Source organism: Acinetobacter sp. 1130196, from assembly GCF_000588095.1.
GTDB classification, from domain to species: Bacteria; Pseudomonadota; Gammaproteobacteria; order Pseudomonadales; family Moraxellaceae; genus Acinetobacter; species Acinetobacter nosocomialis.
Window position 1 is genome coordinate 21,056 of sequence record NZ_JFWX01000023.1, and the last position, 21,825, is coordinate 42,880.

Sequence of the window (21,825 nt, forward strand, 5' to 3'; positions counted from 1 at the left end):
CATCAACTCAATGACAGGCTTTAATCTAGTTTCGCCTTCTTGCGTATGGTGCAAGGGTTACTTACTAATTTAGTTGCACCTTATTTACACTTCGCACAACTTTAACACAAAAATACCACTAGCCCTGATCAGGGTCAAGTGTTCAAGCAAAATTATTTGCATATTTCTCAATAATTTTTTGCTCATATGGTTTCGTAAATAATACGGCGAATTGAACTAGGTTTTCAGGGGTAAATAAGCGATTACCTCTTTTTATATAGTCCTCCAACTCCCTTAAATTTTGGTCATGCTGTCTAAGTTTTTTAAATAATGCCTTAATTGCCACCCCGTCCATTTGGTTGGGGTTCTTGATTTCCCTGTACAGACGATCAAAGTAGTCCTTTAACCTTTCAGCATTATGCCAATTGGCGATAACATCATATTCAGCAATATTTGCGACCAAAACCCGCTTGATGTCTGAGATGTTCTTTCTACCACTTAGGATTTCAGCATTGATTTCTTCTTTTGTTTTGAAGTAATCAATAAAAATAGATCCGTTGCTTGTTACCTCTTGCCTAATTCTCATTCGTATCCAGCAATCCAATGCATCTTCTTTAAAGCTCTTTACTGCCATCTTTATTTGCAAAAATGTCATTTTGCCCGACTGGTTCAAAATTCTTTCTAGACTTTCCTTTAACTGTGGCAGCTTTTCAAACATTGCCTTAATTTGCAGATATTGATTAGCATTGTCTCTAAGATGCTTGAACTGTTTAGCTTTTTCATCAAAGGTCACACCAAAGTGTTTTTTCCCGCACTTATGGCCAATGATAATTTCATTGCCATCATGCAGTGCTGCGATATAACCCTTTTGGTGCTTTCTACCGCAACTAGAAATTCCACAACTAACAAAATCCCTTAATACATAAAAACCAACTAAATCAGAGATAGTGTTTTGAACATCCTCACCCCTAGCAATCGTCACTTTTTCAACAAAATTAGGTCTAGATGTGATTTCTTCAAAATTTGTTATTAAATTAAAATGTTGCGGATTTTCTATCATTCTTGCTCACCGTTGTTTAATCTTCATACAATTATCTGAATTACCAATAAATATCAATAGTTAGATCATACTGAGCCATTTTTATATCTAATAAACTGGTAGCGATTGTGCAAAGCTGCTAAGCCACAACGAACATCGTATTTTGCATCCATGGCTGTTCGCTCTGGAGTTACTAACTGAGTCCATGATTTTTGATTGAAGTAACGCTCTATAATTGCGTCCATCCAATCAAGCATAGCCTCAGAAGTGCAGCCGTCTAAAATATCAATAATCAAGCGCTGTACGGCTCTAGCCTCGTCATCTGTAATTAAGCAGACATTTGGTTTCTTTGAGTGTTTATCAATGAAGTTTTCATCACAAAGGTAATAGGAAATGATCTTTTCTCTATCTCCCTTCTTAAGTCTTAGTTTTGCTTTCTTAATCGCTCCCACTAACGGATTTTCAGTAGATCCACCAAATCTAATCATAGCACCCTGCCAATAACCAAATTGACGCAACCATTCCGGCAAATCGTATTTAGACCAATCAACACCCTGCATGATATGTAACTTTGAATTCATAGATCCCAACCCTCATTTGCCGCTTTATTTGATGTATTCATGCTTACTTGCTTTCTTAGTTCGTCACGTTCTTGCTTAACCTTTTTCAAGTGATGTTCATGCCCAATTGTTTCGCCGTGATGAGATGCTTTCAGTTCTTCAATTGATTGATCTTGCTGCTTAATGATCTTGTGTTGATGGTTTACCAGCCACTTGAGTTTGCCTATTCTGATTTGTGTTGCTTCTGCCTCTACAGCAACCTCATCAGCTTTAATGGCTGCCTCAAATATTGAGAACCCCCCCCAAAAAGAGAGGGAGCCATAAAAACCATGACGGGAAGCCATTGGCAGAGAGCGCTGTATATACAATTGCCACCATGCCAAAAATAGAAAATCTCGCAAAAACCAAATCAAGGTCCGGTTTAATTTTTTTCTGAATCATGCCTTGCGCTCCCCACTTGACATATCCACCAAACCACCATGGACAGCTATTAATTCTCTTTGAACTTCCCCTGTATCGCTATGTGAATGTCCAAGCATTAAAGCTATCCCATCACCAACAATAAGGTAATTTGCATCTGGAAAGCTTTTGCGAACATCTTTCATCAACCTTTCAAAACCTTTGGCCAGTTCTTTAAATTGCTTTTCAAAGTTAGGATTAATCCAATTAAGTAGCGAATTAGCATTCACATCTCCACCAGCAATAACGTTCAATACCTCCTGATTGTTCATGCAAATTCTGATTACTCCGTCATGTCCAGACTCGCTTTCTTTTTTAAACTTTTCTATCAAATTTGATCTTCTTAATTTTACGTATAAACAATTTGCTGCACTGGTTTCCGCATCTCTTACCCCTTGTCCATAAGCGCTGCGTAAGGACATCATTTTTTTGTAAGTCATTTGTTCTTTCATGCTTTACGCTCCCACTTATTAGAACGGTAAAAAATTAGGTATAAAGACAACAAAAATTGAGTTAAATGAGCGAACGCCAGATACTTACCCCCATCAAATACAGCTAGAGCCGATATACATAAAAAGAAAAAAGTGATATCCATGAAGGCTAGTGAAAAGCGAAATTTAGCTAGACTTCCTGAATACTGGTGCAGCTTTGCAGCTATTGCAGCTACAACCAGTCCCATAAAAGTAGCAATACAGATAACGGTCATAATGATTAGGAATGTTTTCATTCTTCTAGCTCCTGAATGGCTTTAAATCTACACATGTCTAAATGCTCTTGAACTCGGACTGCCCCCCTTTTCCCGTGTCGGTTTTTGGCAATAATTAATTCTGTAACCCCAAGAGGTTGAAGTGTTTTGTCATCAGTTAATGGATTAACAAGGATGATCTGGTCTGCATCCTGTTCTATTTGTCCCGACTCTTTAATATCGGATGCTTTAGGCTTTTTGCCTTTCTCTGACTCGCGATTTAATTGAACCAACGCAACAACTGGACATTCAAATTCCTTAGCCATTGATTTGAGCTCACGACTAATAGAGCCAACTTCCTGAAAACGATCTTTCTTGCTTGGATCTCTTACGAGCTGTAGATAGTCAACAATAATGCAACCAAGCTTTACGCCTGCTTTGGCAAAACGGCGCTTTGCTCTTCTCGCGTAGGCTCTAACCTCACTTATGCTTGGTTTCTGCTTTGGTTCGATCCAAATTGGTAGACCGCTGTAAACCTCTCGATACCTTGCATATTCCTTTAGTAATTCGTCATAAAGTGTTGCATTGTGCAAGTTGTCATATGGAATAGAACTAAGTGAACTAAACATTCTGTTTGAGAGTGTCTCTTTGTCCATTTCTGCTGATATAAAAAGAACCCCCTCCTTTTTAACCATAGCAGTATCAATTGCCATCATTTGTGCCAGAGTTGATTTACCAGAACCAGGACGACCTCCAACAACACAAAAATGACCGTTTTGTACTGTGCCAAGCATCTTATCGAGCGTTACAAGATTGAATCTAACTCCAGATAATTGATTCTTAGTTTTCTTCTCTGATTTCTCTATCATTTGCGCCAATGCGCTAGTCAATGCATCACCAAAGCTTGCGCCCATATCGCCATCTTCTGTTTTATCGATTTGACTCAAAAGATTTTCAGCTTCAATGAATGCGTCTGGCACTGTAGTGTCTTTAGCCATTGCGGCAATGCGAAAACCAATTTGCTCAATTTTTCGGTGCGTCTTGAGTTTTTTTAATTGAGTTACATAACTTTCAGCATTGTAAAAACTACTTGGCGCATCCTGCATAAGCTGAATCAAATAATCCTCACCACCCATCAAATGCAAAACATTTTTGCCCTTTAAGTAGTTACTAACCATAACCACATCGTAAGGATGGTTGCTTTCAGAAAGCTCTACGATTGCCTTGTATATTTGTTGATGACGATCTGAGTAAAAACATTCTGCATCCAACTCCTGACCAATAGACTCAAGTGACAAGGATGTAGTCATTAAAGCCGCAAGAACACATTGCTCCATGTTCACATCATGAATATTTGAATTAAATGACATTACCAATCCCCCTCAATTACCTTGTATTGAGCAGGAATGGTCTGCACATCCTCAATTTGAGGCTGGATAGCAACCTGTGCTGGATTAGACATGGCAAGAAAGTGATCAAGCTTGGTTGCATCGCGGCAAATTAGCGTTAGATCAGTATGATTGCCCTCAATATGGAATTGAGATTTAGAGCACCCAACAATAGCTGTCTTGATATCTTCAACCGTGTAACCCTCTTTGAGCCTTGCTTGAATTTTGGATTTGCGCTGGTTATCAAGAATGGTTCGATTATTCTTGTTAAACGTCACTTTCCAAAACTCAAAAACCTCTTGAATCTCATTTTTGAAATTCTCTTTAGGTTTTTCAACAGGCACAGGTTCGCCGTTAGGCGGACATATATTATTTTCTTGGTTAGATGGTTCGTTGGTTAGATGGTTAGATGGTTTAGGCTTTATTTGGGTTTCTTTGGGTTTTTCTGGGTTTAATTCGCTTTCATTTGGGTTTTCTTGGCTTTTATTTTTAAAGCCAGAATTATCAAAATCATTCCCATTATTACCAGAATCATTTTTTGGGTTTTTCTTTGGGCGACCACCTTTTTTGCCATTCTCTGCTTGTTTAGCAAGGAAGGCTCTATACTTTTCAAGCTCTTCTTTAATGTGGTTTTGAATATAAACCCCGTCCTCATTTAATTTGAAAAACTTCTTAAGTACAAATTTAACAGCGTCAATTTCTTCCTCAGTTTCCGCCCACACCCATTCAATAGCCTCTTCAAGCGTTGGGAACGATTCACGGTCGTAACAGGCATCCATGAGCAAGTTATAAACCCCATGCTGCAAAATGTTTAATCTTCCAGCCTTGCGGTAATAATCACCAATATTTCGCTCGTAGTAGTGCATTACAACTTATCCTTTGCTCTTAGACGGTTGATTACAGCGCTCTCAAATCGATTCAAGAGTGCATATAGGTGAGCATGTTTTTGTAGGTCCGCTATAACCTCCCCAATTGGATGGGAAGTTTTGTTGAAATCTTTTTGAACGCCCAAAGCCTTTTCAAGTTCTTTGCGAGATTCCTTGTACTCAGCTATTGAGTCTGCATATGCGTCATGATCAATTTGCCATTGAGTAAGGACTTGATCCTCCTCATCATATGGGCTTGCACAGTCTGAATTTTGTGCTAAGATTTGTTCATTCATTTTGGTTTGCTCCAAATACGATACTTAGACCGCTATCTGTTCCAGCAGATGGCGGTTTTTATTTCTTTGGTGTTGGAATAAAATCGACTAAGAGTAATTCAGGGTGTTTAAGTCTTTCCTTAGCGGGAATGCCTCTAATTTTCCAGTTTTGAACACGCTGAACGTTGTAGCCCAAGGTTTGAGCCAGTGCAGTAGCACCTCCGTGCTTGTCGATAAGCTCAGCATCTTTTTGGACACTACTCATTAGCACCTCGAAATAAATCATTTTGATTGATTCAGTATACACAAACAAAAAAATCATTCAATCATTTTGATTTACACAAAATGTGTTATTATTTGCAGCAATTAATTCTAAGCCTTGCCGAGAGAGTCATGGAAAAGAAGCAAATTCACCCAACAATGGAACGCGTCTACCAAGTCACAAAAATCACTGGGGCCGATTTGGCTTACGCCTTAGATGAGACTCCTCAAATTGTTTACAATTGGGAGCGCCGAGGTATTTCAAAAACTGGTGCTTTTAAAGTATCCAATAAATTTAATATTGATGTCGGCTGGATTCTTACTGGAAAGGGTTCACCATCCATTGATAGTGTTAGAAATAAAAAAATCACCACAGATACTAAACGAGGTGGTTGGGTTCCTGTGAAGTCATACTCGAAGATGGGAATGGATGGTTATTACACTGAAATGGGATATTTAGGTAATGGCGGAGACGGCTATGTACCCTCTCTTACGGCAGGGCCAAATGCTTACGCTGTAAGAGGTACAGGTGATTCAATGTATCCTGCTATTCGTAATGGTTGGTATGTGGTTTGTGATCCAGATGCAGAGCCGACACCTACAGAATTTGTAGAGGTTCAACTGAAAGATGGTAGACGAACCATTAAAGAATTTATTGGAATCGTTAATAATGTACTTCATCTTTTAGCTGTAAATGGCGAGGCAAGGATGACTATTGATATGGAGGATGTGTCTGCAATTGTTGCGGTATCTGATATCATCCCGCCAAGTAAGCATGTGCATGAGTATCCAGTTCAACCCATGCAGAATATATATTTAGATTAAGAAAAATAAAATAAAAAAGCCCGCTATTCAAAAAAGCGGGCTTTTTTATTAACTAAAAATAATTAATCAAAATGATTTAAAATTATCTTGACTAGTTTAAACAAAATGATTTATCTTAAATTACACAAAATGATTGATTCATTTTATAAACACGAAACCCAGAGTCAATGCTCTGGTATTTTAAGATAAATTTTTGTCCTGAAAATTTTGGTCGAGGATCGGGACAAGTAACTTTTTGGTGGTCACATTATGAACCAAATCACAGATATTAGTCAACAAGTCGGCGCTAATTCGCATCTCCGTTCTACTAATAAAAACAAGCCTGCTGAAAAACTACTTTCTCAGCTTGATGCATGGATGGCAGATGAAAGCTCATGCCATTACCTTTCAATTCAAATTACTGGTAAAGAAATTTACCCATTTGGAATTATTAACCGTCCGTTCTTTCATCTTGATCAAGCAGAAAGAAAGCTAGAAAGCTTAAAAAGCTCAAATCCAGAAGTGGATTACTACATTACTGCAGGCGCTTTTGCCACCTCTGCTTTAAATTTTGAAGACGAAGAGGCGCCAATGTGGGAGCGAGTTTGGCTCAATTTTCATGAGTACCGACTAATAAATCTTCAAGTTCAGAAAATGTCTCATGAAGAGTTGGTAAAACTTGTACCAAATTATGATGAAACATTGCTTTGGCAAGAAACTCAAAACACTGAAAGTGCTTGTCACTATTACATGGCTACAGCATTAGATGAGTCTGACCAAGGCATCTCTATGTCATCAGAGTGGTTTATTGATTTGTTAGATGCCATTAGTGCAAAACAGTATTTTTCCAAAACATGTCCTGGTCGCAAAGTTGAGATTCGCTCAGGCGTTGTGTCCACTGAAGATTTAATGGCTTTAGATGGCCGTACTAGTGATTGCTATCAAGCTCTAATCGATGCTCACAAAGAACGCTTAACTTTACTTAAAAATAAAGGGGAATAATCATGCGTACTAGTTCACAACTTTTTCCAGAAAACAAAAGCGTGACTGTGGATGACCTTGTTACAGCACGTAGCGAAGCTAAAAATGATATGGGCGATATAAACGCCCTACTCTCTGCAATTGAACTAAGTCTAGTGGATAAATTAAAGGACCACGACTTAAGCAAATTATCTTTCGATAAAGTATTTCGTCTTATTGGTGTCGCTAAAACTCAGGCAGAAATGTCTCAGGATTATCACAACGGTGAGCTTGCTCAATTAACAGGTGGTCAATACCAACTTGATGAGCTGAAAAATAATATTACGCACCTTGAGGTTGCCCCAGAGAAGCAAGAAATCAACATAAATCATTTAGCTCCAGCGAATGCAGCCATCTCTAAAACACTTACAGAAGGTTTTAAAAATGACGGACGGCGTTAATTACGCCGACCTCTCTAGGGAGGTTCTTTTTAAGGCGTTTTTATTGTGGCTTACAAAGATTGGGTATCGCGGAATTGTTAGACCATGTGGGCGTATGGAGTTTTATTGCGCCACAGTCAGCAAACTTTTTCCTAGAAACGTACACATCATGTATGACGGAAAAATGAATAAAGCAGCTACCCAACTTTATAAAGAATTTGAAAATCATTTAAAGGCTTGATTATGAACAATGTAATACGCTTTAGACGAAATAGGCTTGCACATAAGATCAGCCCGCAAGATGTAAAACAAAGGCTACTCAATCCTAGTAAGGATCTTGACCTTAAAAAGGCGGATCAAATTTTAGGAGTTTTTTTCGATAACTTGTCACAAGAAGAAATCATCGAATTGGCACGAGTAGCAACTTTAGAAGCCTTGGAAGCAGATGCCCGCTACAAGAAAACCAATAGTGCAACAAAACAGATCCTTCACTTACTAGGTGGTTTCTTGGATCGCCGATCTAAAGAGGAATGGAAGAAGTATAACGACTCCATGACTCTAGATTCAGAAGCAGCAGCAAAGGCGCGTGCATTTGAAGAAGCTAAAGACGTATTGCCAGAAATTGCTGGAACCACATTCGCAACCGTATTTGCAAACAACAAAGAGGTGCAACCATGAATTTTAAGAGGCAAGTAACCCTAACTTATAGGCATCTTCAAGCAACAAGCCTTTTTGCTGCACAGCGTGAAGTAAGGTTCTACTTAATGGGCGTGTTGGTTAAAGATGGAATGATGGCTGCCACAAATGGTCACTGTGCCCTGATCTGTGATGCTCCAGAGGTTCAAGATATAGAGGTGATTATCCCAATTGAAATAGTTAAATCTTTTATTAAAAAGGTCGGTAATAACCCAAAAGTAAAGACTATCACTTTAAGCCAAATTGATGATGAATTTTGGTTATTGGATTACGAAAATGGGATGTTTGAATTCTTTCGTCCAATTGAGGGTAAGTTTCCAGATATAAGCCGTGTTGATATTCCTAAACCGACCGAACCCCCTAAAGAGTTTGTACAGTGGAATTTAGAATATGTGAGCAACTTCGCGAAATGCTCCAAAATTCTTAATTGCCGATTCCCTCTCTTTTATCCATCTGGTGCCACTACTTCAACTTATGTGGAATTTGTGGACGGCGTACATGGCCTGTTGATGCCATTGAGAGTTTGAGGAGAAGGCTAATGTTAGATTTGAATAAGTTAAGAAGTGAGTTTGAGGCTCAACACAGTGACAAGGTTTTCAAGATAGTCAAATTTGATGAGGCAACCAATGCATATTGCTTACATGCTCATTTGCCACTAACTGAAATTAACCTATCTGCCCTAGCCGAAATTAATTATGGATGGGATTTGTGGCAAAAAGCCAAAGCTCAGGCGGTGCCAGATACTCACATTCTAATTCCAAAGGAACCAAAGAACGACACAATAATTGCTATAGCAAGTGTTTGCCTAGGTCCTACAGGCTCAGAAGCTGAGTTTCTAAACTTGGATGAAGCAAAAGCTGTTTATCAAGCATTGGTAGCAAGCGAATCGGGAGCAGAACAATGAGCATAACTCTTAATGGTCACCAATTAAAAAGCCTTCTCGAATTTGTAAATCCAGATGGTGAAAATGATTTAGATCAACTTGAGACTGAATTAACTATTAAATTTTTTGAAGATGGGCACAGTGGCAAAGGCTATTACTTTTGGATGACCGAATATCCTGAAGAAGGTGCAATGAAGCTGGATATTGAATCGGGAGCTGAGGGATGAGTGAAATATCTGTTTTTAACTTCAATCAAAACGAAGTTCGCACCATTATAAAAGAGGATGGTGAAATTTGGTTTGTTGCTCCTGATGTGGCAACGGTTTTAGGGTATCGCAACGCACCAGATATGGTACGCAATTTGGATTTTGATGAAGCTGATACGCACAATCTGCGTATCAGGTCTGAGAATGGTGTATTGCAAGATCGCCAAGTATCTATCATTAATGAATCAGGTCTTTATTCCGCAACACTGAAAAGCCGTAAACCTGAAGCTAAGCAATTTAAGAAATGGGTTACTTCTGATGTATTGCCAAGCATTCGTAAAAATGGTGGCTATATTTCAGGTCAAGAAAACGATGATCCTGAAATCATAATGGCTAAGGCTCTGCAGGTCGCTAATAATGTGATTCTTCGCAAGACTCAAGAATTACAGCAAGCTCGGACTGAACGCGACCATGCTATTACAACCAAAGCGGAAATTGGTAGTCGCCGAGAGGCTACAGCCATGGCAACTGCATCTAAGTTTAAGCGTGAAAATGAAGACCTTAAGCAGAAATTAGGTGAATCCATTTCTTTCGCAGCGGTGGCCTCAATCAACACAAAACTCAAAACTAACTTTGGAAATAAAGAAGGTCGCCTGCTCTCTAAATATAGTCGTGAGCACCATTTAGAAATTAAAAAAGCGACTGTACAGGGTCAACGCTTCTCCGAAGTAAATTCATATCACCGAGATGCTTGGCTTGCAATTTTTAACATTGATTTAACCTCAGTTTTTGGAGCGTAACTATGAAACAGCCATCTAAACTTATGTGTCAACTAGGTTCATTATCTCGTGGACTGGATAAAGAAAATTCAGAGTTTGAGCCAAAGTCACGCGATAAACTCGCTTTAAAACTGAGAAAGGTTGTAAAGAGTGCCCAAAAACTCGAAGCACAGGAGTTTGATTTGTTCTGTCGTATTAATGGGGCAAGGGATATTGTTTTGGATCTTATGGATGGCTTAGGTCTTAAGAAAGGCGCTGAGATTGAAAAGCAATTAATTCTTATTCTTGAATCATTGGATGGTGTGGAATGACAGAAGTTAAATTTGTTTCTATGCCTGCATCCGAATTGGCTCAGGTCATCGAAAAGGCATGTGAGAATGCAGTAACTAAAGTTTTAGCAGCCCAAGGCGATGAGCTGCTTAACATTACGCAATTATGTGAACGTATACCGGGCTTATCCTACCATTCATTTAAGAAGCTAGCCAAAGAACATAGATTCAAAGATATAAAAGGCCGTTATTCGCTTACGGCTGTGAAAGCCGCGCTGCAATCTCACTAGATGTGGGATTGTAGTAAATCATCGCACGCCGTGGATTACTCCACCCAAACATTTTACACAGATCAAGCAACGGGATTTTTAAAGCAATTTTTGTTGCTGCAGTATGGCGACTATCATGGAAAGTAAAACCTTCTAAACCCGCTTCTAATTTAGCATCACGAAATTCATCGGTTGCATCATCGCTAGTTATACTAAATACATACCCTTGCTTTTTTGGGCCGATGGATTTAAAGATTTCTACCGCTTGGGAACTTAAAGGCACTTCCCTTGCACGACCATTTTTTGTAAGGTCTAAAATTAAATAGCTTTTACTCAATCTAATTTTTTCCCATTTCAGATTGCAAATTTCTGAAAGTCTCATTCCGGTTTGTAAAGCGATTAAAAAGATATAGCGCATCTCAGTAGATAAGAAAGGTAATAAAATTTCTATTTCTTCATCACTAATTACACGTTCTCGATGCGGTGATTCTGAAGGGAACTTAATTTCACGTAGAGGGTTCACTGATAGCCATCGCTTGACCTCAATGCACCAAGTGAAAAAAGCTGACAGCAAAATAAACTCACGCCTAATCGTGGCACCTTTAACATTTAAAAGCCTTTGCTCACGCCATTCTGTTAAGAAGTCTTTATTAACTTGAATGAGCGGCTGATCTACATACATGGCTTTTAATAAAAAGTTTATTTTTCTTCGTTCTTTTTCATAGCCACGTTTATTAATAGAGACAGTATCACGGTACTCAATTAAGGCATCTTTAAATATAATATGGTCGAAAATCTCTAACTTTTCATTCTTTAATCTTACTTCTGTTTCTTGCGCCCACTTCTTTGCATCGCGCAAAGTATCAAATGTTTTTGATTTAGCCGGATGCGGCTTAATTCTAACGGTAGCTGTCACTCTACCATTGCGTTTTTGAAAGGTCGCCATTGTTTAAAATCTTGCTGCACTTTTGTTGCACTTGATTTTAAATTCTATGCAAATTGAATTGCAAGCAAATTAAATATAATTCATAAGTCATTGTTTTTTATAATTATTAAACAAATGAAATTTGATTAAATTTAATAAAAAGCGCTCCAAAAGGAGCGCTTTTTTCACTGAAAAGTGATTATGCAGTTACTTTCGCAACAACACCAGCACCTACAGTACGACCACCTTCTCGGATCGCAAAACGTAGACCTGGGTCCATTGCGATTGGGTGGATTAATTCTACTGACATTTCAACGTTGTCACCTGGCATTACCATTTCAACGCCTTCTTTCAACTGGATCGCACCAGTTACGTCAGTTGTACGGAAGTAGAACTGTGGACGGTAACCATTTAAGAATGGAGTGTGACGACCACCTTCTTCTTTAGAAAGTACGTATACTTCTGCGTCGAATTTAGTGTGCGGCTTGATTGTACCTGGTTTAGCAAGTACTTGACCACGTTGTACATCTTCACGCTTAGTACCACGAAGTAATACACCACAGTTCTCGCCTGCACGGCCTTCGTCAAGAAGTTTACGGAACATTTCTACGCCAGTTACAGTTGTTTTAACTGTATCTTTAATACCAACGATCTCTACTTCTTCACCAACTTTAACGATACCAGATTCTACACGGCCTGTTACTACTGTACCACGACCAGAAATTGAGAATACGTCTTCGATTGGCATTAAGAATGCTTTGTCGATAGCACGTTCTGGTTCTGGGATGTAAGAGTCAAGAGCTGCTACAAGAGCAAGAACTGATTCTTCACCGTAAGGACCTGCTTCACCGTTAAGAGCAGCAAGAGCTGAACCACGGATTACTGGAGTGTCATCACCTGGGAAGTCGTAAGTAGAAAGAAGTTCACGAACTTCCATTTCTACTAATTCAAGTAATTCTTCGTCGTCAACAAGGTCGCATTTGTTCAAGAATACGATGATGTAAGGTACACCAACCTGACGAGAAAGAAGGATGTGTTCACGAGTTTGTGGCATTGGACCGTCAGTCGCAGCACATACAAGGATCGCGCCGTCCATCTGAGCAGCACCAGTGATCATGTTTTTAACGTAATCGGCGTGGCCCGGGCAGTCAACGTGTGCGTAGTGACGAATTGGAGAATCGTATTCTACGTGTGAAGTATTAATTGTAATACCACGTGCTTTTTCTTCAGGTGCTGAGTCGATTTGCGAGTAATCTTTCGCTTCACCGCCGTAAGTTTTTGCACAAATAGTTGCAATCGCAGCAGTTAAAGTTGTTTTACCATGGTCAACGTGACCGATTGTACCCACGTTTACGTGTGGTTTATTACGTTCAAACTTGGCTTTAGCCATGATGATCTTCCTTTATTAACTACTCATGGAGGGTCACCCCATGAGCACTTGGTTTTCAACTAAGAATTAGTTAGGGCTTATAGTAATCGAAAGATTACTCGTCGTCACCTTTTTTACCGCCAGCTTGGAATTTAGCAATGATGCCTTCAGCCACGTTACGTGGAGTTTCAGCATATTTAGCAAATTCCATTGAGTAAGTCGCACGACCTTGAGACATAGAACGCATTTGAGTCGCGTAACCAAACATCTCAGCAAGAGGAACTTCTGCTTTAATTGCTTTTGTTCCACCAGGAAGATCGTCCATACCTTGAACCATACCACGACGACGGTTTAAGTCACCCATGATATCGCCCATGTAGTCTTCTGGAGTTTCTACTTCAACTTTCATGATAGGTTCAAGAAGGATAGGATCCGCTTTCATGAAACCATCACGGAAGGCATAAGAACCAGCCATTTTGAACGATAATTCGTCAGAGTCGACATCGTGGTAAGAACCGTCGAAAAGAACAGCTTTAACGCCTACAACTGGGTAACCAGCCAAGACACCATTCTTCATACGTTCTTGAATACCTTTATCAACTGCACCGAAGAATTCTTTAGGTACTACACCACCAACAACTTCTTCAGCGAATTCGTATTCTTTACCAGCAGTTTCAACGTCAAGCGGTTCTAAACGAACATATACGTGACCGAACTTACCTTTACCACCTGTTTGACGTACGAATTTACCTTCTTGCTCAACAGTTTTCTTAATCGTTTCACGATAAGCAACCATTGGTTTACCGATATTCGCTTCAACACCGAATTCACGCTTCATACGGTCAACGATGATGTCAAGGTGAAGCTCACCCATACCAGCAATAATTGTTTGACCAGATTCTTCATCAGTACGAACACGGAACGATGGATCTTCTTTCGCCAAACGGCCTAAAGCGATAGACATTTTTTCTTGGTCTGCTTTAGTTTTTGGTTCTACAGCCAATGAAATTACTGGCTCTGGGAATTCCATACGCTCAAGAGTAATGATGTTTTTCTCATCACATAATGTATCACCAGTTGTAACGTCTTTAAGACCTACACACGCTGCGATATCACCTGCACGGATTTCATCAAGATCTTGACGCTCGTTCGCGTGCATTTGCACGATACGACCGATACGTTCACGCTTAGCTTTAACTGGGTTATAAACCGGATCACCTTGTTTAAGAACACCAGAGTAAACACGTACGAATGTTAAGTTACCTACGAATTTGTCGTTCATGATTTTGAACGCAAGTGCAGAGAACGGAGCTTCGTCAGATGCTTCACGAGACGCTTTAGTTTCGTCTTTATCGTCAAGGATACCTTCGATCGCTTTAACTTCTGTAGGTGATGGTAAGAATTCAATTACAGCGTCCAACATACGTTGAACACCTTTGTTTTTGAACGCAGAACCACAAAGCATTACTTGAATTTCAGAAGCTAATGTACGAGCACGTAAACCAGCGATGATGTCTTCTTTAGAAAGATCACCTTCTTCTAGGTACTTGTCCATTAATTCTTCAGAAGCTTCAGCAGCTGCTTCAACCATGTTAGTACGCCATTCTTGAGCAGTATCAACTAGGTCAGCAGGAATATCACCGTATTCAAACTTCATACCTTGAGAAGCTTCATCCCAGATGATTGCCTTCATTTCGATAAGGTCAACAACACCTTGGAATGTGTCTTCAGCACCGATTGGCACAACGATTGGCACAGGGTTACCGCCCAAACGTGTTTTCATTTGTTCAACAACACGGAAGAAGTTTGCACCAGTACGGTCCATCTTGTTCACGAATGCTAAACGAGGCACTTTATATTTGTTTGCTTGACGCCATACAGTTTCAGACTGAGGCTGTACACCACCAACTGCACAGTAAACCATGCACGCACCGTCAAGAACACGCATAGAACGTTCAACTTCAATTGTGAAGTCTACGTGTCCCGGTGTATCAATTACGTTGATACGGTGTTGTTGGAATTGGTTAGCCATACCAGACCAGAAACAAGTTGTAGCAGCAGAGGTAATTGTAATACCACGCTCTTGCTCTTGTTCCATCCAGTCCATTGTTGCTGCACCGTCGTGTACTTCACCAATTTTGTGAGATACACCTGTGTAGAACAAAATACGTTCAGTTGTAGTTGTTTTACCTGCGTCAATGTGCGCAGAGATACCGATGTTACGGTAACGAGTAATTGGGGTTTGGCGAGCCATGATGTCTACATTCCTAAATGTTATCTTTAAAACAGGGCGCATCAATTAAATTGATGCGCACGAATACTCAAACGGGGCAACTTAAATACCCGCAAAGCCCCCACTTTGGTAGAGAGCAATGTTGAATCTAGCTACTGTATGCATGAGTATTCTCCTGATTAGGGACTGTTTTATCCGCTTAGAAACGGTAGTGAGAGAAGGCTTTGTTAGCTTCTGCCATACGATGCACGTCTTCACGTTTTTTGATCGCGGCACCTTTGCCTTCAGCTGCATCAAGCAACTCGCCAGCAAGACGTAAAGCCATAGTTTTTTCAGAACGCTTAGCAGCAGCATCTACTAACCAACGCATTGCTAAGGCAGTACGACGGGATGGGCGTACTTCCATAGGTACTTGATAAGTAGCACCACCAACACGGCGTGCTTTTACTTCGACCATAGGACGAACTTTCTCAAGAGTAGTCTCGAAAAATTCAACTGGGTCTACTTTGTTTTTTTCTTGAACGCGTTCTAAAGCACCGTAAACGATACTTTCAGCAATAGATTTTTTACCATCTTGCATTACGTGGTTCATGAATTTAGCGATTGTTTGGCTGCTAAATTTTGGATCTGGAAGGATCTCACGAGCAGCGACTACGCGACGTCTTGGCATTTTAATACACCTAATAATATGACACTTCAGGATAATCCAGCAGTTTGTACAAGTGTCATGTACACGACGCTGGCCTTACTATACGTCGCTTGAATTACAAATCTATGAAGAATTCAAACAAGCGAAACGCTAAAGGGCTTTTGGACTAGTTTCCTAGAATTACTTCTTAGGACGCTTAGTACCGTATTTAGAACGTGATTGATTACGATCTTTAACGCCGGCACAGTCTAAAGAACCACGAACGGTATGGTAACGTACACCTGGTAAGTCTTTAACACGACCACCACGGATAAGAACAACACTGTGCTCTTGTAAGTTATGACCTTCACCACCGATGTAGCTAGATACTTCAAAACCTGAAGTTAAGCGAACACGGCAAACCTTACGCATAGCTGAGTTAGGTTTTTTAGGTGTAGTTGTATAAACACGTGTACAAACACCACGACGTTGTGGACAAGCCTTCAACGCAGGAACTTTGGATTTTTCAACCAAAGTCGTACGACCCTTACGGATCAACTGATTCGTTGTTGCCATATGGCAATTCTCCCGTTATTAAAAAACCTTAAAAAGAAAATACCTCTTTTTAAGGGCACATAATTGTAAGCCAAGATGCAAAAATGGTCAACATGGCAATACTTACCAAATGTTGACCATATCAATGTTTGACAGGATGATTTACAAATTTAAATAAGGCTGAAACTTAATTTTCAAACCCTGTCTTTGTAATTGTATTGTTAAGAGTACTTTTGATCCTCTACAACCTCATCATTTTCAATTTCTAATGCTGGTTTTTGTTCACTGTGTTCATGCTCAACCACATGTTTTTCTGCAAGCTGCTCAATACCGTTATGAACATTTTCTTGCACTTTTTCTTCACTTTTTTCAGAAGTATTGGATTTGACTACAACAGATACTTTTGAAATTACATCATGATTTTCAATTTTATGATGTTGTGCTGCATGTACACTGCCATTTTCTCCAACATTTAAAAGACGTGGACTTGCCTTTTGAATAAGAGTTACTGCAGCATAGTAAGCTTGTAATGGTGATAAATGCTCACTTGGGTGTTCATTTAAATAATGTCGTGCTGCACCAAAAATAGCTTGTGCTTTATGGCCTACATCTTCTTGTAACTTCCAGCTATAAACAGCACTAAGTACTGCACCAGCAATTGGAGTAAACTTGCCAACCGCAGCAAGTTGAGGAACTTTATTTAACCAGCTCCATTTGAACTCACCATTTTCATCGACTAACCAGCTTTTTAAAGTCTCAATATCATTTGAAGACCCAAGTACTTGCTGAAACTGTTGAATGTCTTGTGTCTCTAACATATTACGTAAAGCTTTAAGTGCTAAAAGCACTGTCTGCTTCTCTGCAATCAGGCTAATATCAACTTCTTTAAAAATAAATTCAACGACATCTTGATCAGTGGCTTCAGTCAAATCAAATCCGTGTGATCGTCCTGTTTGATAAATTGTTCTTAAGACCAATACTAAAGAAACAGGAATATCTACGGCTGCACCGACCATACCCGATACACCTGTAATTGCACCTTGAATACTTGCAATTAGTTTATTTTGTTCAATTAAAGCCTGACTTAAACGTTGTGAACGTGAAGTATCTTTAGTCAGCTCAAATAGGTCTTTTGCTCCCGCCTCTTCTAAGATTTTTTCAGTCAGCGTACTTTTTGAACTAAAGTCATTTAGCCAATCAAATAAATAGCTCGATATTTTTTCATTCCAGTCAGGCGAAATAAATGTCGCAATACCATTGACCTTTCTAAAATGACGACCAAACACCTGACGCGTAACTTTAGGTAAATGTTCACGTAACATTTGTTGTGGACTTTCATACTGTTCCACTTCAAAAGGACTTTTACTTCTAGCATTACCTTCTACTGTTTTACCACTTGCAAGTGGCTCAGCCAACTTACTAACCTCACCTATTTGGCTTTGCTGCAAGATGTTTAAACCATTAGAACTGAGCTTTTTAGCCACTCCGAAGACCTGAGAAAACAAATTGTCAGATTGATTATTATTAAATTTTGTCATCCAGTACCTCGATTTTTTAATTTATCTAATTAGAGATAAATACTAGGTGGAATGTGGATTTATCTCAACTTGAATGTGTGTATTTTAGTTAACCCTAAATGCAACATACTGTGTATTTGGTTATTTTTTTTAAATGCAAAATTGACATAAAGATTTGCCATAAGAAATAAAAAACCTTTCTGCTATCATGGTAACAACGAAAACATATGTCTAATGTTCTTACAGCTATATTCTCCTATCATTTAATAGCTGCTCATGTTCATAGACTTTAAATATCACCATAAAGGGACCTGTAGATGAAACGTGTTGTAATCACTGGTATGGGTATTAACTCATGTATCGGTAACTCTTTAGAAGCAGTTACTCACTCACTTCAAAATGGAATCTCCGGGACACGTTTTAACCCAACTTATGCTGAACTCAATTTTAAGAGTCATGTCAGCGCTGCTGCAGAACAAGATTTTGACAATATTGATCGTAAATTAAAACGATTCATGGGCGTATGTGCAATGTACGCTTATAACTCTGCTGTTGCCGCTGTTGAACATGCTGGCTTAAAAGCAGAAGATTTAGCAGATAATCCACGTTATGGTATTGCTGGCGGTTCAGGTGGTGGTTCAACTGCTTCTGTTGTAGAAATGACTGAGCTTTTAGAAACTAAAGGTGCTCGTAAAGTTGGTCCTTTCTTCGTTCCACGTAACATGACAAACACAATTACTGCAAACGTGGGTGTTGCATTTAAACTTCAAGGTATTGCTCACTCAATCGCAAGTGCTTGTGCAACTTCTGCAGATGCAATTGGTTATGCATATAATCTTATTCAACTTGGTAAACAAGACCTTATGCTTGCTGGTGGTGGTGAAGAAGATCACTGGTCTCAAAGCTTATTGTTTGATGCTATGGGTGCTTTATGTTCTAAATACAACGACACCCCTGAAACAGCATCTCGTCCATATTCAAAAGACCGTGACGGTTTCGTTATTGCTGGTGGTGGCGGTTTCGTTGTTCTTGAATCTCTTGAACATGCTCAAGCACGTGGTGCAAAAATTCTTGCTGAAGTTGTTGCTTATGCTGCGAACAGTGACGGTGCAGACATGGTTGCTCCAAGCGGTGAAGGTGCGACTCGTTGTATCTTGATGGCTCTTGAAGAAGCAAAACAACACGGCGTAGAAAAAATTGACTATGTAAATACCCATGGTACTTCTACACCAGCTGGTGATGTTACTGAACTTAAAGCAATGGAACGTGCTTTTGGTGAAGGTAAAGTTCCACCTTTAAGCTCAACTAAATCTATGACTGGTCATAGCTTGGGTGCTGCTGGTGTTCATGAAGCAATTTACTCTGTATTAATGCTTCAAAATGACTTTATTGCTCCAAACATTAACGTGACTGAGCTTGATGATGGCACTGAAGGTTTTGATATTGTGCTTGAAAAACGTGATGCAAAATTGAATACTGTAATGAGTAACAGTTTTGGCTTTGGCGGTGTAAACGCTTGCCTAATTTTCAAGAAGTGGGATGCATAATCCCACCTAGGATTAACGATGGATGCACCTTCTGATGCTTTTTTGTGGGTAAAAGCATTACATATTATTGCTGTGGTTTGTTGGTTCGCTGCTTTGTTCTACTTACCACGTCTTTATGTTTACCATGCAATGAGTGAGGATGCGGCAAGTCATCAACGCTTTGAAGTGATGGAACGTAAGTTGTATCGAGGTATTATGTGGCCATCTATGATTGCCACATTAATTACCGCCCATTTTCTCGTAGACTGGGGCGATGCAACTCGACATTACCATGAAGCCACATGGTTCTATTTAAAAGTTGGATTAGTGGCTTTATTAGTGATTTATCATTTAGTTTGTGGTTACTATCGCAAAAAGCTTATTGGAAATGCTCACTATAAATCACATAAGTTCTGGCGTTTTTTCAATGAAATGCCAACCTTAATTTTATTTGCTGTTGTGATTTTAGTTGTCGTAAAACCTCAGTTTTAACTGGGGTTTTTTATTATCTAAGATTTTTAACTGAATTCTTTTATTCATTTCACTGGCTTAACCTATTCATAATTTATTTTTCCGAGCAAAAGACTTTTACAGCAATCTTGATACATTCTTATAAAAACACCTCATCTTTTTTATAAATTCAATAAACAGTAAGGATAAAGCATGAAAAGTCTGGCTTTTATTCATCGTAACGATACTCGTTTTGCAGTCGGCGATTTTTATCCAGTTCTTTCTGTTTTTTCCTACCATGAGTTAGGTAATACACTCTCCCCCTTTTTACTACTCGACCATTTAGGCCCCGGAAAAATTGCACCGTCTATAAAACGTAGAGGAGTCAATGATCACCCCCATCGTGGGTTCGAAACGGTAACATTTGTTTATGCAGGTGAATTGGAACACAAAGATTCATCTGGCGGAGGTGGGTCTATAAGTGCTGGCGATGTGCAATGGATGACAGCAGGCGCTGGTGTAATTCATCGGGAATTGTTTAGTGAAGAATTTTCTAAATCTGGCGGTGCTTTTGAAATGATCCAGCTTTGGGTCAATTTACCAGCAGCAGATAAAATGAATTCTCCACGCTATCAAAGTTTAAAGAAAGCTGAAATACCAGTGGTAAAACTGGAAAATGAGGCTGGATTTGTACGTATTATTGCCGGGCGGTTTAATCATGTTATAGGACCCGCGCTTACTCACACACCTATTACCTTATTAGATGTAGAGCTCCGCGCAGGTCAGCAAGCCATTTTCCCTGCTCAATCTGGCGAAACAACATTAGTTTATTTACGTTCAGGCCGAGTACAATTTCAAAAAGATGAAGAAGTCCTAGAGGAACAAGGTTTAGCAGTGATGTCAAACCAAGGAGAGCATTTCTCTATTACGGCTTTACAAAGTTGTAAGTTACTTATTTTGACAGGACAACCCATTACAGAACCGATTAATGGTCATGGTCCATTTGTAATGAATACTTATGATGAGATTTTACAAGCCTATGATGATATTAAAAATGGAAGATTTGCCAAGTAAAACAGCCTAACTACCGCATGCGAAACAAATCACAGTTATTTGCGTCTGTCTTTCAACATAGTTGATGTATGTTATGCTACAAATTAACAGATGAACTTATTTACTAGCAAAACTATGTTCACTCTCAACGCTTTTAAACTTCTCATATATCGGCAATTTATTATTTTCACCCTTTTTATTTTTCGTCACTTAAAAAGCTATCCAATTCGATTTCTTACGCCTGAAGAAAAGGTTTTGGCGCAAAGGGTGTTTGGGGATTTGCTAGATTGCGAACGACCTAAAATTATTGCTACTCGTTACTTACCTTGGCAATCTCATGGAATTTTGATGGCGCCAAATGGAAATATTTATGTCAATCTTTCTGACTACAGTAGTAATTACGCGCTAGAGTCTAAATTCATACAAGGCATTTTTATTCATGAGTTGACTCATGTCATGCAATACCAACGAGGTATTCATGTACTACTAAAAGGTGCCTTACTGCAAACGGCCTATTATCTGAGTTTTAAATATTACAACCCATATAAATACACTTACCATCCTCAGAAAGCTTTTAGCTCTTACAATATTGAGCAGCAAGGAGAAATTGCTAGAGATATCTGTTCAGGTAAGCTGCCAAATATTATTTGTTCACCTCACTTTGATTTGTAACTAAATAATCAAGATCGTCTTCAACGTAACTTTTTTGCTAACTTATAATCAGAAAATTTATAAACAAAAAAATATGAAA

General features: G+C 39.2%; 29 protein-coding genes. 14 read left to right on the forward strand and 15 right to left on the reverse strand.

Going from position 1 to position 21,825, the window contains the following annotated elements; all coding sequences use genetic code 11:
• Positions 1-142 precede the first annotated feature (142 nt).
• The 9 genes from J671_RS16345 to J671_RS16365 form a co-directional block, all read right to left on the reverse strand.
• Entirely contained in the window at positions 143-1,039 is an 897-nt protein-coding gene (locus J671_RS16345) for a hypothetical protein (RefSeq protein WP_031982898.1), read from the reverse strand.
• Positions 1,040-1,104: 65 nt separating this feature from the next.
• Positions 1,105-1,599: a hypothetical protein gene (locus J671_RS16350; protein ID WP_031978496.1), complete on the reverse strand. Its 495-nt coding sequence runs from the start codon at positions 1,597-1,599 to the stop codon at positions 1,105-1,107.
• The gene (locus J671_RS26065) at positions 1,596-1,922 is read right to left on the reverse strand and encodes a hypothetical protein (RefSeq protein ID WP_050675048.1); all 327 of its coding nucleotides are present in this window, start codon (positions 1,920-1,922) and stop codon (positions 1,596-1,598) included. Before J671_RS26065 ends, J671_RS16350 begins: the two co-directional genes overlap by 4 nt.
• A gap of 93 nt (positions 1,923-2,015) precedes the next feature.
• Positions 2,016-2,489: a hypothetical protein gene (locus J671_RS26165; protein WP_228131978.1), complete on the reverse strand. Its 474-nt coding sequence runs from the start codon at positions 2,487-2,489 to the stop codon at positions 2,016-2,018.
• Positions 2,486-2,764, reverse strand: a complete 279-nt coding sequence (locus J671_RS0104675) for a hypothetical protein (RefSeq protein ID WP_031978500.1) — start codon at positions 2,762-2,764, stop codon at positions 2,486-2,488. Before J671_RS0104675 ends, J671_RS26165 begins: the two co-directional genes overlap by 4 nt.
• Positions 2,761-4,092 carry a replicative DNA helicase gene (locus tag J671_RS16355; RefSeq protein WP_081404920.1) on the reverse strand — a complete coding sequence of 444 codons (1,332 nt, stop codon included), beginning with the start codon at positions 4,090-4,092 and terminating at the stop codon, positions 2,761-2,763. The genes J671_RS0104675 and J671_RS16355 overlap by 4 nt, the downstream gene beginning before the upstream one ends.
• On the reverse strand, positions 4,092-4,976 hold the full coding sequence (locus J671_RS16360; protein WP_031978504.1) for a YdaU family protein: 885 nt from the start codon (positions 4,974-4,976) through the stop codon (positions 4,092-4,094). The genes J671_RS16355 and J671_RS16360 overlap by 1 nt, the downstream gene beginning before the upstream one ends.
• Positions 4,976-5,272, reverse strand: coding sequence for a hypothetical protein (locus J671_RS0104680; protein ID WP_031982902.1), 297 nt, complete (start codon positions 5,270-5,272; stop codon positions 4,976-4,978). The genes J671_RS16360 and J671_RS0104680 overlap by 1 nt, the downstream gene beginning before the upstream one ends.
• A 58-nt stretch (positions 5,273-5,330) precedes the next feature.
• Positions 5,331-5,516, reverse strand: coding sequence for a hypothetical protein (locus J671_RS16365; protein WP_002028116.1), 186 nt, complete (start codon positions 5,514-5,516; stop codon positions 5,331-5,333).
• Between the two features lie 128 nt (positions 5,517-5,644).
• Here J671_RS16365 and J671_RS16370 point away from each other — a divergent pair, with 128 nt between their 5' ends.
• The 10 genes from J671_RS16370 to J671_RS16415 all read left to right on the forward strand — a co-directional run bounded on the left by J671_RS16370 (position 5,645) and on the right by J671_RS16415 (position 10,839).
• Positions 5,645-6,337 carry a S24 family peptidase gene (locus J671_RS16370; RefSeq protein ID WP_002028118.1) on the forward strand — a complete coding sequence of 231 codons (693 nt, stop codon included), beginning with the start codon at positions 5,645-5,647 and terminating at the stop codon, positions 6,335-6,337.
• A gap of 249 nt (positions 6,338-6,586) precedes the next feature.
• Positions 6,587-7,318: a hypothetical protein gene (locus J671_RS16375; RefSeq protein ID WP_001071957.1), complete on the forward strand. Its 732-nt coding sequence runs from the start codon at positions 6,587-6,589 to the stop codon at positions 7,316-7,318.
• 2 nt (positions 7,319-7,320) lie between these two features.
• Complete coding sequence (locus J671_RS16380) at positions 7,321-7,737, forward strand: hypothetical protein (RefSeq protein WP_031982905.1); 417 nt, start codon at positions 7,321-7,323, stop codon at positions 7,735-7,737.
• A 222-nt stretch (positions 7,738-7,959) separates the two neighbouring features.
• Entirely contained in the window at positions 7,960-8,394 is a 435-nt protein-coding gene (locus J671_RS16385; RefSeq protein ID WP_031982906.1) for a hypothetical protein, read from the forward strand.
• A complete protein-coding gene (locus J671_RS16390) occupies positions 8,391-8,939 on the forward strand; it encodes a hypothetical protein (RefSeq protein WP_006581781.1) in 549 nt (182 codons plus the stop codon). The genes J671_RS16385 and J671_RS16390 overlap by 4 nt, the downstream gene beginning before the upstream one ends.
• 11 nt (positions 8,940-8,950) lie before the next feature.
• Positions 8,951-9,316, forward strand: coding sequence for a hypothetical protein (locus J671_RS16395; RefSeq protein WP_031982908.1), 366 nt, complete (start codon positions 8,951-8,953; stop codon positions 9,314-9,316).
• Positions 9,313-9,522, forward strand: a complete 210-nt coding sequence (locus J671_RS16400) for a hypothetical protein (protein ID WP_004736784.1) — start codon at positions 9,313-9,315, stop codon at positions 9,520-9,522. The genes J671_RS16395 and J671_RS16400 overlap by 4 nt, the downstream gene beginning before the upstream one ends.
• Positions 9,519-10,301: a Bro-N domain-containing protein gene (locus J671_RS16405; RefSeq protein ID WP_031982910.1), complete on the forward strand. Its 783-nt coding sequence runs from the start codon at positions 9,519-9,521 to the stop codon at positions 10,299-10,301. Before J671_RS16400 ends, J671_RS16405 begins: the two co-directional genes overlap by 4 nt.
• A 2-nt stretch (positions 10,302-10,303) precedes the next feature.
• Positions 10,304-10,591, forward strand: a complete 288-nt coding sequence (locus tag J671_RS16410) for a hypothetical protein (protein ID WP_031982912.1) — start codon at positions 10,304-10,306, stop codon at positions 10,589-10,591.
• Positions 10,588-10,839 carry a hypothetical protein gene (locus J671_RS16415; RefSeq protein ID WP_000141159.1) on the forward strand — a complete coding sequence of 84 codons (252 nt, stop codon included), beginning with the start codon at positions 10,588-10,590 and terminating at the stop codon, positions 10,837-10,839. The genes J671_RS16410 and J671_RS16415 overlap by 4 nt, the downstream gene beginning before the upstream one ends.
• On the opposite strand, the gene J671_RS16420 is transcribed toward J671_RS16415, so the two are convergent.
• The 6 genes from J671_RS16420 to J671_RS16445 all read right to left on the reverse strand — a co-directional run bounded on the left by J671_RS16420 (position 10,805) and on the right by J671_RS16445 (position 18,066).
• A complete protein-coding gene (locus J671_RS16420) occupies positions 10,805-11,764 on the reverse strand; it encodes a tyrosine-type recombinase/integrase (RefSeq protein ID WP_000190203.1) in 960 nt (319 codons plus the stop codon). The two genes, J671_RS16415 and J671_RS16420, sit on opposite strands and share 35 nt — an antisense overlap.
• A 178-nt stretch (positions 11,765-11,942) precedes the next feature.
• Positions 11,943-13,133: an elongation factor Tu gene (tuf, locus tag J671_RS16425; protein ID WP_002157016.1), complete on the reverse strand. Its 1,191-nt coding sequence runs from the start codon at positions 13,131-13,133 to the stop codon at positions 11,943-11,945.
• Between the two features lie 94 nt (positions 13,134-13,227).
• A complete protein-coding gene (gene fusA / locus J671_RS16430; protein WP_002050327.1) occupies positions 13,228-15,366 on the reverse strand; it encodes an elongation factor G in 2,139 nt (712 codons plus the stop codon).
• Positions 15,367-15,544: 178 nt separating this feature from the next.
• Entirely contained in the window at positions 15,545-16,015 is a 471-nt protein-coding gene (rpsG, locus tag J671_RS16435) for a 30S ribosomal protein S7 (protein WP_001138055.1), read from the reverse strand.
• 159 nt (positions 16,016-16,174) lie between these two features.
• Complete coding sequence (gene rpsL / locus J671_RS16440) at positions 16,175-16,549, reverse strand: 30S ribosomal protein S12 (RefSeq protein WP_002050319.1); 375 nt, start codon at positions 16,547-16,549, stop codon at positions 16,175-16,177.
• Positions 16,550-16,749: 200 nt separating this feature from the next.
• Entirely contained in the window at positions 16,750-18,066 is a 1,317-nt protein-coding gene (locus J671_RS16445) for an EcsC family protein (protein ID WP_031952347.1), read from the reverse strand.
• A gap of 296 nt (positions 18,067-18,362) precedes the next feature.
• Between J671_RS16445 and J671_RS16450 the strand changes: the two genes are divergently transcribed.
• The 4 genes from J671_RS16450 to J671_RS16465 all read left to right on the forward strand — a co-directional run bounded on the left by J671_RS16450 (position 18,363) and on the right by J671_RS16465 (position 21,746).
• Positions 18,363-19,592 carry a beta-ketoacyl-ACP synthase II gene (locus tag J671_RS16450; RefSeq protein WP_002050356.1) on the forward strand — a complete coding sequence of 410 codons (1,230 nt, stop codon included), beginning with the start codon at positions 18,363-18,365 and terminating at the stop codon, positions 19,590-19,592.
• 18 nt (positions 19,593-19,610) lie between these two features.
• Positions 19,611-20,063, forward strand: a complete 453-nt coding sequence (gene hemJ, locus J671_RS16455) for a protoporphyrinogen oxidase HemJ (protein ID WP_002050435.1) — start codon at positions 19,611-19,613, stop codon at positions 20,061-20,063.
• A 171-nt stretch (positions 20,064-20,234) separates the two neighbouring features.
• Positions 20,235-21,095: a pirin family protein gene (locus J671_RS16460; RefSeq protein WP_004888390.1), complete on the forward strand. Its 861-nt coding sequence runs from the start codon at positions 20,235-20,237 to the stop codon at positions 21,093-21,095.
• A gap of 90 nt (positions 21,096-21,185) precedes the next feature.
• Positions 21,186-21,746, forward strand: a complete 561-nt coding sequence (locus tag J671_RS16465; protein WP_006582131.1) for a hypothetical protein — start codon at positions 21,186-21,188, stop codon at positions 21,744-21,746.
• Positions 21,747-21,825: the final 79 nt, after the last annotated feature.

What these genes read in the sequence shown, in the direction of transcription:
- J671_RS16345 (WP_031982898.1), bottom strand. Translation starts at nt 1,039, where the DNA reads ATGATAGAAAATCCGCAACATTTTAATTTAATAACAAATTTTGAAGAA.
- J671_RS16350 (WP_031978496.1), bottom strand. Translation starts at nt 1,599, where the DNA reads ATGAATTCAAAGTTACATATCATGCAGGGTGTTGATTGGTCTAAATAC.
- J671_RS26065 (WP_050675048.1), bottom strand. Translation starts at nt 1,922, where the DNA reads ATGGCTTCCCGTCATGGTTTTTATGGCTCCCTCTCTTTTTGGGGGGGG.
- J671_RS26165 (WP_228131978.1), bottom strand. Translation starts at nt 2,489, where the DNA reads ATGAAAGAACAAATGACTTACAAAAAAATGATGTCCTTACGCAGCGCT.
- J671_RS0104675 (WP_031978500.1), bottom strand. Translation starts at nt 2,764, where the DNA reads ATGAAAACATTCCTAATCATTATGACCGTTATCTGTATTGCTACTTTT.
- J671_RS16355 (WP_081404920.1), bottom strand. Translation starts at nt 4,092, where the DNA reads ATGTCATTTAATTCAAATATTCATGATGTGAACATGGAGCAATGTGTT.
- J671_RS16360 (WP_031978504.1), bottom strand. Translation starts at nt 4,976, where the DNA reads ATGCACTACTACGAGCGAAATATTGGTGATTATTACCGCAAGGCTGGA.
- J671_RS0104680 (WP_031982902.1), bottom strand. Translation starts at nt 5,272, where the DNA reads ATGAATGAACAAATCTTAGCACAAAATTCAGACTGTGCAAGCCCATAT.
- J671_RS16365 (WP_002028116.1), bottom strand. Translation starts at nt 5,516, where the DNA reads ATGAGTAGTGTCCAAAAAGATGCTGAGCTTATCGACAAGCACGGAGGT.
- J671_RS16370 (WP_002028118.1), top strand. Translation starts at nt 5,645, where the DNA reads ATGGAAAAGAAGCAAATTCACCCAACAATGGAACGCGTCTACCAAGTC.
- J671_RS16375 (WP_001071957.1), top strand. Translation starts at nt 6,587, where the DNA reads ATGAACCAAATCACAGATATTAGTCAACAAGTCGGCGCTAATTCGCAT.
- J671_RS16380 (WP_031982905.1), top strand. Translation starts at nt 7,321, where the DNA reads ATGCGTACTAGTTCACAACTTTTTCCAGAAAACAAAAGCGTGACTGTG.
- J671_RS16385 (WP_031982906.1), top strand. Translation starts at nt 7,960, where the DNA reads ATGAACAATGTAATACGCTTTAGACGAAATAGGCTTGCACATAAGATC.
- J671_RS16390 (WP_006581781.1), top strand. Translation starts at nt 8,391, where the DNA reads ATGAATTTTAAGAGGCAAGTAACCCTAACTTATAGGCATCTTCAAGCA.
- J671_RS16395 (WP_031982908.1), top strand. Translation starts at nt 8,951, where the DNA reads ATGTTAGATTTGAATAAGTTAAGAAGTGAGTTTGAGGCTCAACACAGT.
- J671_RS16400 (WP_004736784.1), top strand. Translation starts at nt 9,313, where the DNA reads ATGAGCATAACTCTTAATGGTCACCAATTAAAAAGCCTTCTCGAATTT.
- J671_RS16405 (WP_031982910.1), top strand. Translation starts at nt 9,519, where the DNA reads ATGAGTGAAATATCTGTTTTTAACTTCAATCAAAACGAAGTTCGCACC.
- J671_RS16410 (WP_031982912.1), top strand. Translation starts at nt 10,304, where the DNA reads ATGAAACAGCCATCTAAACTTATGTGTCAACTAGGTTCATTATCTCGT.
- J671_RS16415 (WP_000141159.1), top strand. Translation starts at nt 10,588, where the DNA reads ATGACAGAAGTTAAATTTGTTTCTATGCCTGCATCCGAATTGGCTCAG.
- J671_RS16420 (WP_000190203.1), bottom strand. Translation starts at nt 11,764, where the DNA reads ATGGCGACCTTTCAAAAACGCAATGGTAGAGTGACAGCTACCGTTAGA.
- tuf (WP_002157016.1), bottom strand. Translation starts at nt 13,133, where the DNA reads ATGGCTAAAGCCAAGTTTGAACGTAATAAACCACACGTAAACGTGGGT.
- fusA (WP_002050327.1), bottom strand. Translation starts at nt 15,366, where the DNA reads ATGGCTCGCCAAACCCCAATTACTCGTTACCGTAACATCGGTATCTCT.
- rpsG (WP_001138055.1), bottom strand. Translation starts at nt 16,015, where the DNA reads ATGCCAAGACGTCGCGTAGTCGCTGCTCGTGAGATCCTTCCAGATCCA.
- rpsL (WP_002050319.1), bottom strand. Translation starts at nt 16,549, where the DNA reads ATGGCAACAACGAATCAGTTGATCCGTAAGGGTCGTACGACTTTGGTT.
- J671_RS16445 (WP_031952347.1), bottom strand. Translation starts at nt 18,066, where the DNA reads ATGACAAAATTTAATAATAATCAATCTGACAATTTGTTTTCTCAGGTC.
- J671_RS16450 (WP_002050356.1), top strand. Translation starts at nt 18,363, where the DNA reads ATGAAACGTGTTGTAATCACTGGTATGGGTATTAACTCATGTATCGGT.
- hemJ (WP_002050435.1), top strand. Translation starts at nt 19,611, where the DNA reads ATGGATGCACCTTCTGATGCTTTTTTGTGGGTAAAAGCATTACATATT.
- J671_RS16460 (WP_004888390.1), top strand. Translation starts at nt 20,235, where the DNA reads ATGAAAAGTCTGGCTTTTATTCATCGTAACGATACTCGTTTTGCAGTC.
- J671_RS16465 (WP_006582131.1), top strand. Translation starts at nt 21,186, where the DNA reads ATGAACTTATTTACTAGCAAAACTATGTTCACTCTCAACGCTTTTAAA.